The organism is Streptomyces sp. Tek67B01 (genome assembly GCF_055231995.1).
This window is the reverse complement of sequence record NZ_JBUYUY010000001.1, coordinates 5238918-5255512: the sequence shown is the minus strand read 5'-3', so window position 1 is coordinate 5255512 and position 16595 is coordinate 5238918. Positions and strand designations below refer to the sequence as shown.

Below are 16595 nucleotides of genomic sequence, written 5' to 3'. Positions count from 1 at the left end.
GGGTTACACGGTCAGCGACCGGTCCGTCGGCTTGACCGGGTACGGGAGGGCGCTGGCGCCGGTCAGGAAGCGGTCCACGCCGCGGGCGGCCGAGCGGCCCTCCGCGATGGCCCAGACGATCAGCGACTGGCCGCGGCCCGCGTCACCGGCGACGAAGACACCGTCCACGTTGGTCGCGTACGAGGCGTCCCGGGCGACGTTGCCCCGGGCGTCCAGTTCCAGGCCGAACTGGTCCACCAGGCCGTTGGCCTGGTCGGTGCCCGTGAAGCCCATCGCGAGGGTGACCAGTTGCGCCGGGAGGACGCGCTCGGTTCCCGCCTTCTGGACCAGCTTGCCGTCCACGAACTCCACCTCGATGAGGTGCAGCGCTTGGACGTTGCCGTCCTCGTCGCCCTCGAAGTGGGTCGTGGAGACGGAGTAGATCCGCTCGCCGCCCTCCTCGTGGGCCGAGGTGACCTTGTACAGCATGGGGAACGTCGGCCAAGGCTGCCCGGCGGGGCGGTCCTCGGACGGCTTCGGCATGATCTCCAGCTGGGTGACCGACAGGGCGCCCTGGCGGTGGGCGGTGCCCACGCAGTCCGCGCCCGTGTCGCCGCCGCCGATGACGACCACGTGCTTGCCCTCGGCGGTGACAGGGGGCGCCACGAAGTCGCCCTCCTGCACCTTGTTGGCGAGCGGGAGGTACTCCATCGCGAAGTGGACGCCCTTGAGCTCGCGCCCCGGGACCGGCAGGTCGCGGGAGACGGTGGCGCCCGCCGCGATGACGACCGCGTCGTAGCGCTTGCGCAGCTTCGCGGCGTCGATGTCGCGGCCGATCTCCACGCCCGTGCGGAACTTGGTGCCCTCCGCGCGCATCTGCTCGATGCGGCGGTTGATGTGCACCTTCTCCATCTTGAACTCGGGGATGCCGTAGCGCAGCAGGCCGCCGATGCGGTCCGCGCGCTCGTACACCGCCACGGTGTGACCGGCCCGCGTCAGCTGCTGGGCGGCGGCGAGTCCGGCCGGGCCCGAGCCGATGACGGCGACGGTCTTGCCGGAGAGGCGCTCCGGGGGCTGCGGGGTGACGTCGCCGTTGTCCCACGCCTTGTCGATGATCGAGACTTCGACGTTCTTGATGGTGACGGCCGGCTGGTTGATGCCGAGCACGCACGCCGACTCACAGGGTGCCGGGCAGAGCCGGCCCGTGAACTCCGGGAAGTTGTTCGTGGCGTGCAGGCGCTCGGAGGCGGCCGTCCAGTCCTCGCGGTAGGCGAAGTCGTTCCACTCGGGGATCAGGTTCCCGAGCGGGCAGCCGTTGTGACAGAACGGGATGCCGCAGTCCATGCAGCGGCCGGCCTGCTTGCTGATGATCGGCAGCAGGGAGCCGGGGACGTAGACCTCGTTCCAGTCCTGGACGCGTTCGGCGACGGGACGGGTACAGGCGGTCTCGCGCGGGGTGGTGAGGAAGCCCTTCGGGTCAGCCATTGGTCGCCGCCTCCATCATCTTCTCAGTGGTCTCGGACTCGGAGAGTCCGGCCCGCTCAGCGGCGTCCTTGGCGGCGAGCACTGCCTTGTACGTGGTCGGGATGATCTTGCTGAAGCGGTCCGCGGACACGGACCAGTCAGCCAGGAGCTTCGCGGCCACGGTCGAGCCGGTCTCCTCCTCGTGGCGGCGCACCACATCGTGCAGCCACTGCTTGTCGGCGTCCGAGAGGGCCTCGACGGCCCCGGTGTTGCCGACGTTGACGTTGCGCGGGTCGAGGTCGACGACGTAGGCGACGCCGCCCGACATGCCGGCCGCGAAGTTGCGGCCCGTCTCGCCGAGGACGACGGCGGTACCGCCGGTCATGTACTCGCAGCCGTGATCGCCCACGCCCTCCGAGACGACCAGGGCGCCGGAGTTGCGGACGCAGAAGCGTTCGCCGGTGCGGCCGCGCAGGAACATCTCGCCGCCGGTGGCCCCGTAGCCGATGGTGTTGCCGGCGATGGTGGAGTACTCGGCGAGGTGGTCGGCGCCGCGGTCGGGGCGGACCACGACCCGGCCGCCCGACAGGCCCTTGCCGACGTAGTCGTTGGCGTCGCCCTCCAGGCGCAGGGTGACGCCCTTGGGCAGGAAGGCGCCGAAGGACTGGCCCGCGGAACCGGTGAAGGTCAAGTCGATGGTGTTGTCGGGCAGGCCCGCGCCACCGAACTTCTTGGTGACCTCGTGGCCGAGCATGGTGCCGACGGTCCGGTTGATGTTCCGGATCGCGACCTGGGCCCGGACCGGCTGGGCCTGCTCGGCGCTCTCGGCGCCCAGGGCCTCGGCGGCGATCTCGATCAGCTCGTTGTCGAGGGCCTTCTCCAGCCCGTGGTCCTGCTCGATCAGGGCGTGGCGGACCGCGCCCTCGGGCAGCTCGGGCACATGGAAGAGCGGCTCCAGGTCGAGGCCCTGCGCCTTCCAGTGCGTGACGGCCTGGCTGGTGTCGAGCAGCTCGGCGTGGCCGACGGCCTCCTCGATCGAGCGGAAGCCCAGCTCGGCGAGGAGCTCGCGGACCTCCTCCGCGATGAACTCGAAGAAGTTGACGACGAATTCGGGCTTGCCGGAGAAGCGGTCGCGCAGGACCGGGTTCTGCGTGGCGATGCCGACCGGGCAGGTGTCCAGGTGGCAGACGCGCATCATGACGCAGCCGGAGACGACGAGGGGGGCGGTCGCGAAACCGAACTCCTCGGCGCCGAGCAGCGCGGCGATGATCACGTCCCGGCCGGTCTTCAGCTGGCCGTCCGTCTGGACCACGATGCGGTCGCGCAGCCCGTTGAGCAGCAGGGTCTGCTGGGTCTCGGCGAGGCCGAGCTCCCAGGGGCCGCCCGCGTGCTTGAGCGAGGTGAGCGGGGAGGCGCCCGTTCCGCCGTCGTGGCCGGAGATGAGGACGACGTCCGCGTGGGCCTTGGAGACACCGGCGGCCACGGTGCCGACACCGACCTCGGACACCAGCTTCACGTGGATGCGGGCGGCCGGGTTGGCGTTCTTGAGGTCGTGGATCAGCTGAGCCAGGTCCTCGATGGAGTAGATGTCGTGGTGCGGGGGCGGGGAGATCAGACCGACACCCGGGGTGGAGTGCCGGGTCTTGGCGACCCACGGGTACACCTTGTGACCGGGCAGCTGGCCGCCCTCGCCGGGCTTGGCGCCCTGCGCCATCTTGATCTGGATGTCGTCCGCGTTGACCAGGTACTCGCTGGTGACACCGAAGCGGCCGGAGGCGACCTGCTTGATGGAGGAGCGGCGCGCCGGGTCGTACAGGCGGTCCGGGTCCTCGCCGCCCTCACCCGTGTTGGACTTGGCGCCCAACTGGTTCATGGCGACGGCGAGCGTCTCGTGCGCCTCCTTGGAGATGGAGCCGTACGACATCGCGCCGGTGGAGAAGCGCTTGACGATGTCCGCGACCGACTCGACCTCCTCGACGGGGATCGAGGGCCGGTCGGACTTGAAGCCGAAGAGGCCGCGCAGCGTCATCAGCCGCTCGGACTGCTCGTTCACCCGCTCCGTGTACTGCTTGAAGATGTCGTAGCGGCGGTTGCGGGTGGCGTGCTGGAGGCGGAAGACCGTCTCCGGGTCGAACAGGTGCGGCTCGCCCTCGCGGCGCCACTGGTACTCGCCGCCGATCTCCAGCGCGCGGTGCGTGGCCGCGATGCCGGTGGCCGGGTACGCCTTGGCGTGGCGCGCGGCCACCTCCTTGGCGATGACGTCCAGGCCGGCGCCGCCGATCTTGGTGGCGGTGCCGCTGAAGTACGTACCGACGAACTCCTCGTTCAGGCCGACGGCCTCGAAGACCTGGGCTCCGCGGTAGGAGGCGACGGTGGAGATGCCCATCTTCGACATGACCTTCAGGACGCCCTTGCCGAGCGCGTAGATCAGGTTCTTGATGGCCTGCTCCGGCTCCAGGCCGGACAGGAAGGTGCCCGCGCGCAGCAGGTCCTCGACGGACTCCATGGCGAGGTAGGGGTTGACCGCGGCGGCGCCGTAGCCGATCAGGAGCGCGACGTGGTGGACCTCGCGGACGTCACCGGCCTCGACGAGCAGGCCCACCTGGGTGCGCTGCTTGGTGGCGATGAGGTGGTGGTGCACGGCGGAGGTGAGCAGCAGCGACGGGATCGGCGCGTGCTCGGCGTCCGAGTGGCGGTCCGACAGGACGATCAGTCGGGCGCCGTTCTCGATGGCGGCGTCGGCCTCCGCGCGGATCTCCTCGATCCGGGCGGCGAGCGCCTCGCCGCCACCGGAGACCCGGTAGAGGCCCGAGAGGGTCGCGGCCTTCATGCCCGGCATGTCGCCGTCGGCGTTGACGTGGATGAGCTTGGCCAGCTCGTCGTTGTCGATGACGGGGAAGGGCAGGGTCACGCTGCGGCAGGACGCGGAGGTCGGCTCCAGCAGGTTGCCCTGCGGGCCCAGCGAGGACAGCAGCGAGGTGACGAGCTCCTCGCGGATGGCGTCCAGCGGCGGGTTGGTGACCTGCGCGAACAGCTGGGTGAAGTAGTCGAAGAGCAGCCGGGGGCGCTCGGACAGGGCCGCGATCGGGGAGTCCGTGCCCATGGACCCGAGCGGCTCGCCGCCGGTACCGGCCATCGGCGCGAGGATGACGCGCAGCTCTTCCTCGGTGTAGCCGAAGGTCTGCTGGCGGCGGGTGACCGAGGCGTGGGTGTGCACGATGTGCTCGCGCTCGGGCAGGTCCGTCAGCTCGATCTCGCCGGTCTCCAGCCACTCCGCGTACGGGGCGGCGGCGGCCAGCTCGGCCTTGATCTCGTCGTCCTCGACGATGCGGTGCTGGGCGGTGTCGACGAGGAACATCTTGCCGGGCTGGAGGCGGCCCTTGCGGACGACCTTCGCCGGGTCGATGTCGAGGACGCCGACCTCGGAGGACAGTACGACCAGGCCCTCGTCGGTGACCCAGTAGCGGCCGGGGCGCAGACCGTTGCGGTCGAGGACCGCGCCGACCTGGGTGCCGTCGGTGAAGGTGACGCAGGCCGGGCCGTCCCAGGGCTCCATCATCGTGGAGTGGTACTGGTAGAAGGCGCGCAGGGCCGGGTCCATGGAGGTGTGGTTCTCCCACGCCTCCGGGATCATCATCAGCACGCTGTGGGGCAGCGACCGGCCGCCGAGGTGGAGCAGCTCCAGGACCTCGTCGAAGGAGGCGGAGTCGGAGGCGTCGGGCGTACAGATGGGGAAGATGCGCTCCAGCGCGCCCTCGCCGAAGACGTCCGAGGCCAGCTGGGACTCGCGGGCCTTCATCCAGTTCCGGTTGCCCTTGACCGTGTTGATCTCGCCGTTGTGCGCGACGAAGCGGTACGGGTGGGCGAGCGGCCAGGACGGGAAGGTGTTGGTCGAGAAGCGGGAGTGGACCAGGGCGAGCGCCGACGCGAAGCGGCGGTCGGAGAGGTCGGGGAAGAAGGGCTCCAGCTGGCCGGTGGTCAGCATGCCCTTGTAGACGATGGTGCGGGCGGAGAGCGAGGGGAAGTAGACCCCGGCCTCGCGCTCGGCGCGCTTGCGCAGCACGAAGGCCTTGCGGTCGAGCTCGATGCCGCTCGCGCCTGCCCCGGAGCCTTCGGCCCGGGAGGTGCCCCCACTGACGAACAGCTGGGAGAAGGCCGGCATGGTGGCGCGGGCGCCGTTGCCGAGCAGGTCCGGGGTGACCGGGACCTCGCGCCAGCCGAGGACCGTCAGGTTCTCCTCCGCCGCGATCGCCTCGATCTGCTCCACGGCGACGGCCTGTGCGGAGCCGTCGGCGGGGAGGAAGGCGATGCCGACGGCGTAGGCGCCGGCCTCGGGGAGATCAAAACCGGCCACCTCGCGCAGGAACGCGTCGGGGACCTGGGAGAGGATTCCGGCACCGTCGCCCGAGTCCGGCTCGGATCCGGTGGCGCCGCGGTGTTCGAGGTTCCGCAGTACGGTCAGCGCCTGCTCGACCAGTGCGTGGCCGGCCTCGCCGCTGAGGTTGGCCACAAAGCCGACGCCACAGGCGTCGTGCTCGTTGCGCGGGTCGTACATGCCCTGGGGGGCGGGGCGACCGTCCATGGGCGACCAGGCAGTGGTGCTGGGGCCGGTCGCGGAGTGCGTGGATGCGGAACGCATCGGCTCTCCCGTCGTCGTCGTGGCAAAGGTGCGTGCCGAGGGACGACGTTGGCCCTCTGCGAAATTTCGTGCAGGTTACATGATGACGGCGATCCCGCGAAGCGGATATCACGTTCCAGCATGCGGACACCCCGCGAGCGTGACGCAGGCAGAAAAAAGAGGTCCCGGAGCCGGGAGGGGGGCTTCATCGCCCGGGGCTTCATTGCCCGGGGCGTGGGCTTCATTGCCCTGAAGCTCCCCGCGGCTGAACAGCCATGGGGAGCCCTGGTGTGATGCCCTGCGGTGATGTGCTCGAAACCGCGGGGTAATGATTAATTTATGCGGTGCTCTGCATAGTGTCCCACTCGTGCGTCGGTCAGCCTACGACGCCGCCGATCCAGGTTCCCAGGATGTACGTCACACCGGCGGCCGCGCCACCCAGGACCAGCTGGCGTATCCCGCTGAACCACCAGGACCGGGCGGTGACCCGGGCGACGACCGCCCCGCAGGCGAAGAGACCCACCAGGGCCACCAGCACGGCCGGCCACAGGGCGGTCGCGCCGAGCAGGTACGGGAGCAGGGGCAGCAGGGCGCCCAGCGCGAACGAGCCGAAGGACGACACGGCGGCGACCATCGGCGACGGCAGGTCGTCGGGGTCGATCCCCAGCTCCTCGCGGGCGTGTATCTCCAGCGCCTGCTCCGGGTCGCGGGAGAGCTGCATCGCGACCTCGCGGGCGAGGGCGGGCTCGACACCGCGCGACACGTACAGCTCGGCCAGCTCCTCCATCTCGTCGATCGGGTGCTTGCGCAACTGCTGACGCTCGACGTCGAGTTCCGCGAGGACGAGCTCGCGCTGCGAGGCGACCGAGGTGTACTCGCCGGCGGCCATCGAGAAAGCACCGGCGGCCAGACCGGCCAGGCCGGTGATGACGATGGTCTGCGTGGCGACCGCGCCGCCCGCGACACCCGTCATGAGGGCGAGGTTGGAGACGAGTCCGTCCATGGCACCGAAAACGGCCGGCCGCAGCCATCCGCCGTTGACGTCACGGTGGGTGTGGTTGTCGCGGTGGGCGGTGTGCAGTGGTGCTTCGGTGTCGATGATGGACATGCGCCGGATCTCCCCTGGTCGAGCCTTGCCGAGCCTTTTCGTCCGAGCGGGGGTACGCGAAGGCGACGCGCCGGGTACGCGAAGGCGACGCGCCAGGCGGCCACTCCCCCTGAACACCTCGAAACTACGCACGATTTCCTTCGGCCGCCAGCAAGGAAGGCCGTACTTACCTGGGGTTTCGCGGGTCGGCGACCGGGTGACGGCGAGGTTCGGGGGGTGTTTCGCGGCGAGCGACAAACCTCATCCCGTGGCACAAATCCCCCATGGGCTCATGATGAGTCCCATCAAGTGGAGAGGCGCGCGATGGAGCTGATTGCATGCGATCCGCAGATCCTCCTCGAACGGGCCAGGGGCGCGCTTCTGGGACTGGCGTTGGGTGACGCGCTGGGCGCCCCGGCGGAGAACATGAAGCCGTCTCAGATCCGGGCGAAGTGGGGGCGGATCGAAGGCTTCGTCTCCGACGATCCGGCGGGCACCGACGACACGGAGTACGCGATCTTCTCCGGGCTGCTGCTGGCCCGCCACGGGTCGGCGCTCGCGGTCGCCCACGTGGAACGGGCCTGGCACCACTGGATCGCCGACCTCGACGAGGGGCCGTTTCGGGGCGCGGGCTTCTCGGAGCGCGGCACCCTGGAGAACCTCCGCCGGGGCTTGGCGGCGCCCATCTCTGCCCAGCACCGGCACGCCTGGTCGGACGGGCTGGCCATGCGGGCGGCCCCGTTCGGGGTCTTCGCGGCGGGGCGGCCGGCGGAGGCCGCGCGGCTGGTGGCGATCGACGGGTCGGTCAGCCACGACGGGGAGGGCATCTACGGCGGCCAGGCGGTGGCGGCCGGCGTCGCGGCGGCGATGGCGGGCGGCTCGCCGGCCTCGGTGGTCTCGGCCGCCCTGTCGGTGATCCCCTCGGACTCCTGGACGGCGCGCTCGCTGCGCCGGGCCGTGACGGCGGCCCCGCGCGGCGAACGGGCGGTGCGCTCGGCGGTGGTGATCGGCGGCTACCCGTGGACGGACCTGGCTCCGGAGGCGGTGGGCCTGGCGTTCGGGGCGTTCGCGGCGGCGCGCGGGGACTTCGTGGAGTCCGTCCTGACGGCGGTCAACATGGGGCGCGACGCGGACACCACGGCGGCGGTGGCGGGGGCGTTGGCGGGCGCGTTGTCGGGGGTGCGGGAGATCCCGGCGGAGTGGGCTTCGGCGATCGGCCCGGTCCGGGGCAGCTGCCTGCCCTCCATGCGGGGCTACCACGTCCTGGACATCGCGGACCTGCTCACCCCGGAAACCGAGCCCGCCGCATGACCCCGCCCCCGTACGATCCCGCCCCCGGCCCGGCCGACGACGGCCGCCCGGAGCCCCCGGCCCCTACGACCCCCGCCCGACCGGCGGCCCCGGGGGCCGCCGTATCGGACTCCGCCCGGCCACGCCCGGGCGACCGGAGCGGACCCGGGGACCGGAACGGCGACCGCCCCACCCCCGGCCCCGCCCGACCGGGTGGCCTGACGGGGCCCGGGGACCCGGCGCCGGTGGACCGCGCCAAGGAGGTGTCCGACGGCCTCTGGGTTCGGCTGGGCGGAACGACCTTCGGTGGGCTGACCGACCCGTACCCCACCGGGCCCGGTTGCGGTGGCCGGGAGGAAGCCGGCGGGCAGGGCCCGCAGACCCCCGCCCCGTCGCGGTCCCCGGCCGCCGCCTCCTACCCGACGCGCCCGGAGGCCCGTACCGCCACCCGGACGGCCCCCCGGGCCGACACCGATTCCGATACCCGGCCGGCAGGCCCGCCCGGAACCGGGCCCACGGACGGCCAGCCCCCCGCAGGCACCCAGACCCGTACCGACGGCACGGAGACCGGGGCGGCCCTCCAGACCGCCACCGGCACGCAGACCCAGGCCGACGCCGAGACCCCGACGCACACCCAGACCCGTACCGGCACGGAGAGCCGACCCGGCGGAACCGGGCCCACGGACGGCCCGCCCCCCGCAGGCACCCAGACCCGTACCGACGGCGCCGAGATCCGGGCGGCCGTACAGACCGCCACCGGCGCGGAGGTCTCGGCCCGCGCCCGGACCGAGGCTCGGGGCGCCGCCGGGGTAAGGGCCGGGGGCGCCACCGCGGGCGGGCTCCGGCGGATCGAGGGGTTGCTGCTCGGGCTCGCCGCAGGCGACGCGGCCGGGTGGCCCGCCGCCCGGCACCGGGCCAGCCGGATGCCGGAGTGGACCCGCCGCCTCACCCGCGAACTCGACACCTTCGCCGAACAGAACGCCACCACCACCCTCCCCGTCCCCATCGCCCTCAACCAGCCCCCCGAACCCCTGCGCCTCGGCCCCTCCGACGACGCCGAATGGGCCGCCTTCGCCGCCGAGTCCGTCCTGACCGCCGCCGGTGTCCTGCTCAGCGACCTCTCCCGCTCCCGCCGGATGCGCGCCGCCATCGACCTGGCCTGGAACGCCCTGGCCAGCGAGGTCGCCGCCGCCGCCGAACGCGCCCCCGAGGTGGAGTCCGCGGTCCTTCCCCTGCGCGCCCGCATCTCCGTCCGCGCGGGCCTCGGCAACCTCGCCGCCGGCCTGCGCCCGCCCGCCACCGGCCACGACAACCCCCACTACTTCGACGACGCCGCCTGCGTCCGCGCCTGCGTCCTCGCCGTCGTCCACCCCGGCGACCCCCGCGCGGCGGCGGACCTCGCCGAGTTCGACGCCCGCTACACCCAGGACGGCGACGGGGTCCACGGCGCCCGTGCCATGGCCGCCGCCCTCGCCACCGCCCTCGCCGGCGGGGACACCGACGCCGCCGTCGACGCCGCCCTGGGGCAGCTCCCCGAGGCCACCGAGATCGGCCGCAACGCCCGCCACGCCGTCAAGCTCGCCCGTACCGACGACGGCGGCGGCGCCTTCGCCCTCGTCCCGCTCCTGGAACACCAGATCGTCGACCACGTCTACAGCTACGGGATCGCCGCCGCCGAAACCGTCCCCGTGGCGCTCGCCCTGGCCACCGCCGCCCGCGGCAACGTCGCCGAGGCCGTGCCCGCCGCCGCCTGCCTCTCCCGCGTCGCGGACTCCGCGCCCGCCCTCGCCGGGGCCCTCACCGGCGCCCTCGGCGGCGGCGACTGCCTTCCCGCCGCCTGGCGCGAGGCCTGCCGCACCCTCTCCGGCTGCGCCCTCCCCCGCCTCGCCGGAACCGACCTGGTCGAGCTCGCCGCGCTCCTCGCCCGTACGGAACTCACCTCGCCCAAAGCCCGCGCGACCCCCACACCCCAAGGGATGATTCGGACATGACGCTCACCCCGCTCTCGCTCGACGACCGGGCGGCCGGCTGCCTGGTCGGCGCGGCCGTCGGCGACGCCCTCGGCGGCCCGGTGGAGGGCTGGTCCCCGGACCGGATCGTCGAGCGGCACGGCGGCCGCGTGCACGGCATCGTCGGCCCCTGGTACGAGGACTGGCGCACCGCCCGCCCCATCGCGCCGTACCACAAGGGCGACGGGCACGTCACCGACGACACCCTGATGACCCACGCGCTGGTACGGGTCTACGAGGCCGTACGCGACCACCTCGACGCCTACGCGGTCGCCGAGCACCTGGTCCCGGAGCTGATGACGAACCCCCGCTGGATCCCGGAACTCGAAGCCGAGGCACTGCCCCTCCAGCGGATCTTCCTCGCGGAGAAGTGGATCGTGACCCGGCTGCACTACGCGCACGCCGACCCGCGCGAGGCCGGCGCCGGCAACATCGTCAACTGCGGGGCTGCGATGTACATGGCGCCGGTCGGGCTGGTCAACGCGGGCCATCCGCAGGCCGCGTACGCGGAGGCGCTGGACGTCGCCGGGGCCCACCAGTCCTCGTACGGGCGGGAGGCCGCGGGCGTCTTCGCGGCGGCGGTGGCCGCGGCGTGCGTGCCGGGGGCGACGGCGGGCTCGGTGGTGGACACGGCCGTGTCCTTGGCGAAGGACGGCACCCGGGCGGCCATCGAGGCGGTCCGGGACGTGGCGCGCGGGTACCGGGACTTCGAGTCGGCGCTGGTCCCGCTACGGGAGGCGGTCGCCCCGTACGACTCGGTCGGCCCCGACTACCGCGAGCCGTCGCTGGGGGCCCGGCGGCCGTCGCGACTGCACTCGATCGAGGAGCTCCCGATCGCGCTCGGCATGCTGCTGGTCGCGGACGGGGCGTACGAGGGGGCGGTGCTCGGAGCCGTGAACTACGGGCGGGACTGTGACTCGACCGCCACGATGGCGGGGGCGTTGGCCGGGGCCCTGGGCGGTCTCGCGGCCGTACCGGAGGCCTGGGCGAAGCAGGTCGCGGAGGCGAGCCGCCTCGACCTGCACGCCCCGGCGGCGGCGCTGGCCGCGGTGGCCCGCGAGGTCTTCACCCGGGACCGGTCCCGACGCCGCGCCCACGAAGCGGCCTTCACCTCGATCGCGGGGCCCCGGTGACGGGGCCCGCCCGCCGGACGGCGGTCACGACACCGCAGACCGGCCGACGCCCACCGGGCGACCCCCAGGCTCCCGTAGGACCGGCAGACGTCCGACTCCGCGACCGGACCGGGCACCCCACCCATGAGGCGGCGTCCGCGATCACCGGGCCCGGGCCGGTACGGAGCAACGGACAGCGCGCATGCGCCGGCGATGGCGGTCCCACCACGCCCGGGCCCGCACGCCTCCCCCGCCTCCGACCCCGCCTCCGACCCCGCCGGACGGCGGACACGGCGATCGCGGGACCGCGGTGACGGGGCCCGTGCGCCCCGGTACGGCCGGTCCGGGGCCGTCCCCCGGGCCGGCCTCGGCGGCGGGCCCACGACACGGCGCATCCAGCGGGCCCGTACGGCTGACCTGGGTACAGCCGGAGGATCTGGTCGGGCACGAGCTGCGGCAGGCCGCGCAGGACGGTCGGGACGCGCAACCGCTGCTGCGCGTCTGGCTCGCGGCGGGCGGGCACCCGGCCCCGGACCGGGCCGGCGCCTCCGCCGCTCCCGCCGACCCCGAACTGCGCACCCTGGCGGACCGCCTCCTCACCGAACTCGCCGCGCTCCCTTCCCCCTCGGCCCCCGACGAACCGGAGTCCTGGCAGGCCATCACCGCCACCTGGGCCGCCCCCGGCGCCCCGGAGCCGGTGGCGGCCATGACCGGCCCGACCGACGGGCCGCGGCTCCGCGAACCGGACCGACACCCGAAGCCGCGCCCCCACACCCACCCGGTTGCGCACCCCGAGGGACGCCCCCGCCCCCACCAGGCGCGGGGGCGGGGGCGCGGCCGACGCCCGGGCCCGGCGGAACCCCCGCGCCCGCAGCGGGACGGGCAGCGGGCCCGACCCGGGGCGCACCCGGGTCCGGCGCCGGGTGGCGGAGGGCGGCCCGGCCGGCAGGCCGGCCCCGGGGAGGCGGCCCCCACCCGCGCCGTCGGCCCCGCCGTCGACCCCGCGTTCGTGGCCCGGCTGGAGGCCGCCTGGGTCGGGCGGGCCGTCGGGTGCGTGCTCGGCAAGCCCGTCGAGAAGCTCCCCCTGGACGGCATCCGCGCCCTCGCCCGCGCCACCGGCAACTGGCCCCTCGACGACTGGTTCACCGCCCACGGCGTCCCCGCCGAGTTGCTCGCCGCGTACCCGTGGAACCGCCGTTCCGCCCCCACCTCCCTCGCGGAGAACATCGACGGCGCCCCCGAGGACGACGACCTCAACTACCCCCTCCTCGGCCTGCTCCTCCTCCAGCGCCACGGCAAGGGCTTCACCACCGCGGACGTCGGCCGCCTCTGGCTCGACGAGCTTCCGGCCGGCCGCACCTTCACGGCCGAGCGCGTCGCGTACCGAAACCTCCTGCTCGGTCTGGAACCCCCGGCCACCGCCACCCACCACAACCCGTTCCGCGAGTGGATCGGCGCCCTCATCCGCGCCGACGTCCACGGCTGGACCCACCCCGGCGACCCGGCCGCCGCCGCGGCGCAGGCCTACCGCGACGCCGTCCTCACCCACACCGCGAACGGCGTCTACGCGGCCTTGTTCATCGCCGCCGCCATCGCCGAGGCCGCCGGCGGCCGGGCCGACGTCCACGGCGCGCTGCGCGCCGGACTGGCCGTCCTACCGCCCCGCTCACGGCTCGCCGGCGCCGTCCGCCACGCCGTCGACACCGCCGGGCGGCACACCGATTTCGACCGTGTCGTGGACGAACTCCACGCCCGTCACAGCCACTATCACTGGGTCCACGCCGTCCCCAACACGGCCCTCGTCGCCGCCGCCCTCACCCACGCCGACGGCGACTTCACCCACTCCGTGTGCCGCGCCGTGTCCGGCGGCTGGGACACCGACTCCAACGGTGCGACCGCCGGTTCCCTCGCCGCCCTCGTCGCCGGCGAGGTCCCACACCGTTGGGCGGCGCCCCTGAAGAACCGCCTCGCCACCACCGTCGCCGGCTTCGACGGCATCGGCTTCGACACCCTCGCCCACCTCACCGCACAGGAGGCAGCACGCTCATGACGGCCATCGCCGTGCTCGGCAGTACGAACATGGACCTCGTCGCCTACGTCCCCAAGGCCCCCCGGCTCGGCGAGACCGTCACCGGGACCGCCTTCCGCAGCGTCCCGGGCGGCAAGGGCGCCAACCAGGCGGTGGCCGCCGCCCGTTGCGGTGGCGAGGTGGTGATGATCGGGGCGGTGGGGGCCGACGGGTTCGGCGTGCGGTTGCGGTCCGCGCTCGCGGAGGCCGGGGTCGAGACGGCCGCCCTGCGCACCGTCGAGGGCGCCAGCGGCACCGCGCACATCACCGTCGACGGGGAGGGCGCGAACAGCATCATCGTCATCCCGGGTGCCAACGGCCTGGTGACCGGTCTGGAGGCGGGCGACGACTCACGGATCGGCGCCGCCGACTGCCTGCTCCTCCAGCTCGAACTGCCCCTGGAGGGCGTCCTCGCGGGTGCGCGGGCCGCCAGGTCCCACGGCGTACGGACCGTCCTCACCCCCGCCCCGGTCCAGCCGCTGCCGCCCGAACTGCTCGCCCTCACCGACCTTTTGGTGCCCAACGAGCACGAGGCCGCCGCCCTCACCGGACTCACCGACCCGCACGCGGCGGCCGAGGCCCTGCTCCGGGACGTGCCCGAGGTGGTGGTCACCCTCGGGGCGGCCGGAGTCCTGTACGCGGCCCGCGACCGCGAGCCGCTGGCCGTGCCCGCGCCCCGCGTCCGGGCGGTGGACACCACCGCCGCCGGGGACACGTTCGTCGGAGCGCTCTGCGTGGCCCTCGGTGAGGGCCGCCCGATGCCCGATGCCCTGCACTGGGCGTCGGCCGCCGCCGCGCTGTCCGTGCAGCGGCCCGGCGCCCAGGACTCGATGCCGACCCGCGCCGAGACCGACACCTTCGCGGCGGCCCGGTCATGAGCGGCGGGGACTCCGGGACGGGTGGGGAATCCGGGACCGGCGGGGCTGCCACGACCGGCGTCGCCACGCGGGCCACCGCCCCACTGACCGGGTTGCGCGTCCTCGACCTGGCGACCCTCTTCGCCGGGCCCCTCGCCGCGACCCTGCTCGGCGACTTCGGCGCCGAGGTGGTCAAGGTCGAGCACCCGGTGCGCCCCGACCCCTCCCGCGGCCACGGCCCCGCCAAGGACGGCGTCGGCCTCTGGTGGAAGCTGCTCGGGCGGAACAAGCGGACGATGACCCTCGACCTGTCCACGCCGGGTGGCCGCGACACCCTGTTGCGGCTCGCCGCCACCGCCGACGTGGTCATCGAGAACTTCCGCCCCGGCACCCTGGAGAGGTGGGGGCTCGGCTGGCCGGAGCTGTCCGCCGCCAACCCGCGCCTGGTACTGGCCCGCGTGACGGCGTTCGGCCAGCACGGCCCGTACTCCCGCCGCCCCGGTTTCGGCACCCTCGCGGAGGCCATGAGCGGCTTCGCCGCGATCACCGGGGAGCCGGACGGCCCGCCGGCGCTGCCGCCGTTCGGGCTCGCGGACTCGATCGCGGCGCTGACCACCGCGTACGCCGTGATGACGGCGCTGGCGGGCCGCGACCGCACCGGACAGGGGCAGGTCGTGGACCTGGCGATCATCGAGCCGATCCTCACCGTGCTGGGCCCGCACCCCCTCTGGTACGACCAGCTCGGCTACGTCCAGCCCCGCACCGGCAACCGCTCGACGAACAACGCGCCCCGCAACACCTACCGCAGCGCGGACGGCCGCTGGCTGGCGGTGTCCACCTCGGCGCAGTCCGTCGCGGAACGCGTCATGCGCCTGGTCGGCCGGCCCGAACTGATCGCCGAGCCCTGGTTCGCGACCGGCTCCGGCCGGGCCGGCCACGCGCCCGTGCTCGACGAGGCGGTCGGGGGCTGGATCGCCCGACACAAGGCCGACGAGGTGATCGCCGCCTTCGACGAAGCCGAAGCAGCCGTGGCGCCCGTCAACGACGTACGCGACGTGATGGCCGATCCGCAGTACGCGGCACTCGGCACCCTCACCGAGGTCGACGACCCGGAGCTGGGACCGCTGCGCATGCAGAACGTCCTCTTCCGGCTGTCCGGAACGCCCGGTGCGATCCGCTGGGCGGGCCGTCCGCACGGCGCCGACACCGACGCCGTCCTCACCGAACTCGGTCTCACCGAGGCCGATATCACCGCTCTCCGCAAGGAAGGGGCCCTGTGATCCTCAGCTGGTTGTACGCACCCGGTGACCGGCCCGAAGTGGTCTGGAAGGCCCTCCGCTCCGGGGCCGACGCCGTCATCGTGGACCTGGAGGACGCGGTGTCGCTCTCCCGCAAGGAGTACGCCCGCGCCGCGACCGCCGAACTGCTCACCGAGCGGCCTCCGGTCCCCGTCCACGTCCGGGTCAACGCACTGGACTCCCCCTGGGCGGGCGCCGACCTCACCGCGCTGACCGGCCTTCCGGGCCTGGCGGGCCTGCGCCTGCCCAAGATCTCCGCGCCCGAGCAGATCACGGCGGTCGCCGACCGCACCGGCGGGGTGCCCCTGTACGCCCTGCTGGAGTCCGCGCTGGGCGTGGAGCGGGCGTACGAGATCGCCCGCGCCCACCCCTGCCTGCGCGGGTTGTCCCTCGGTGAGGCGGATCTCCGGGCCGATCTGGGCATCAGCTCCGAGGCGGGACTGGACTGGCCGCGCTCACGGGTGGTGGTCGCGGCCCGGGCCGCCGGGCTGGCCCCGCCCGCGCAGTCGGTGTTCCCCGACATCCGGGACCTGGAGGCGCTCGCCGTCTCCTGTGCCCGGGGCCGTGCGCTGGGCTTCCTGGGCCGGGCCGCGATCCACCCGCGCCAGCTCCCGGTGATCGAACGGGCCTACCTCCCGGGCCCCGAAGAGGTCGCCGCCGCCGAACAGGTCATGGCCGCCGCCAGGCTCACCCCGGGCGCGGTGGCCCTGCCCGACGGCCGTTTCGTCGACCCGGCGGTGCTGGCGGGTGCGGAACGCGTGGTCGCCCTGTCGCGCCGCGATTCCCCGATCCCTTCCTGAGGCGCCCCGTCCG

10 protein-coding genes are annotated in these 16595 nt (G+C 73.9%); 7 read left to right on the top strand and 3 right to left on the bottom strand.

Annotation, left to right across the window (positions count from 1 at the left end):
• Positions 1–3 precede the first annotated feature (3 nt).
• The 3 genes from ACV7NM_RS23590 to ACV7NM_RS23580 all read right to left on the bottom strand — a co-directional run bounded on the left by ACV7NM_RS23590 (position 4) and on the right by ACV7NM_RS23580 (position 7169).
• Positions 4–1464 (bottom strand): glutamate synthase subunit beta, encoded by a 1461-nt coding sequence (locus tag ACV7NM_RS23590; protein ID WP_463412138.1) that lies wholly within the window; start codon positions 1462–1464, stop codon positions 4–6.
• A complete protein-coding gene (gene gltB, locus ACV7NM_RS23585) occupies positions 1457–6025 on the bottom strand; it encodes a glutamate synthase large subunit (RefSeq protein WP_463414044.1) in 4569 nt (1522 codons plus the stop codon). Before gltB ends, ACV7NM_RS23590 begins: the two co-directional genes overlap by 8 nt.
• 412 nt (positions 6026–6437) lie before the next feature.
• Positions 6438–7169: a VIT1/CCC1 transporter family protein gene (locus tag ACV7NM_RS23580; RefSeq protein ID WP_463412137.1), complete on the bottom strand. Its 732-nt coding sequence runs from the start codon at positions 7167–7169 to the stop codon at positions 6438–6440.
• Positions 7170–7472: 303 nt separating this feature from the next.
• Here ACV7NM_RS23580 and ACV7NM_RS23575 point away from each other — a divergent pair, with 303 nt between their 5' ends.
• From ACV7NM_RS23575 to ACV7NM_RS23545, 7 genes are all read left to right on the top strand, one after another.
• Positions 7473–8459 carry an ADP-ribosylglycohydrolase family protein gene (locus ACV7NM_RS23575; RefSeq protein ID WP_463412136.1) on the top strand — a complete coding sequence of 329 codons (987 nt, stop codon included), beginning with the start codon at positions 7473–7475 and terminating at the stop codon, positions 8457–8459.
• Between the two features lie 827 nt (positions 8460–9286).
• The gene (locus ACV7NM_RS23570) at positions 9287–10429 is read left to right on the top strand and encodes an ADP-ribosylglycohydrolase family protein (RefSeq protein WP_463414043.1); all 1143 of its coding nucleotides are present in this window, start codon (positions 9287–9289) and stop codon (positions 10427–10429) included.
• The gene (locus ACV7NM_RS23565; RefSeq protein ID WP_463412135.1) at positions 10426–11580 is read left to right on the top strand and encodes an ADP-ribosylglycohydrolase family protein; all 1155 of its coding nucleotides are present in this window, start codon (positions 10426–10428) and stop codon (positions 11578–11580) included. The genes ACV7NM_RS23570 and ACV7NM_RS23565 overlap by 4 nt, the downstream gene beginning before the upstream one ends.
• A 301-nt stretch (positions 11581–11881) precedes the next feature.
• On the top strand, positions 11882–13609 hold the full coding sequence (locus ACV7NM_RS23560) for an ADP-ribosylglycohydrolase family protein (RefSeq protein ID WP_463412134.1): 1728 nt from the start codon (positions 11882–11884) through the stop codon (positions 13607–13609).
• Positions 13606–14505 (top strand): ribokinase, encoded by a 900-nt coding sequence (rbsK, locus tag ACV7NM_RS23555; RefSeq protein ID WP_463412133.1) that lies wholly within the window; start codon positions 13606–13608, stop codon positions 14503–14505. The genes ACV7NM_RS23560 and rbsK overlap by 4 nt, the downstream gene beginning before the upstream one ends.
• On the top strand, positions 14502–15764 hold the full coding sequence (locus ACV7NM_RS23550; protein WP_463412132.1) for a CaiB/BaiF CoA transferase family protein: 1263 nt from the start codon (positions 14502–14504) through the stop codon (positions 15762–15764). The genes rbsK and ACV7NM_RS23550 overlap by 4 nt, the downstream gene beginning before the upstream one ends.
• Positions 15761–16582: an HpcH/HpaI aldolase/citrate lyase family protein gene (locus ACV7NM_RS23545; RefSeq protein WP_463412131.1), complete on the top strand. Its 822-nt coding sequence runs from the start codon at positions 15761–15763 to the stop codon at positions 16580–16582. Before ACV7NM_RS23550 ends, ACV7NM_RS23545 begins: the two co-directional genes overlap by 4 nt.
• Positions 16583–16595: the final 13 nt, after the last annotated feature.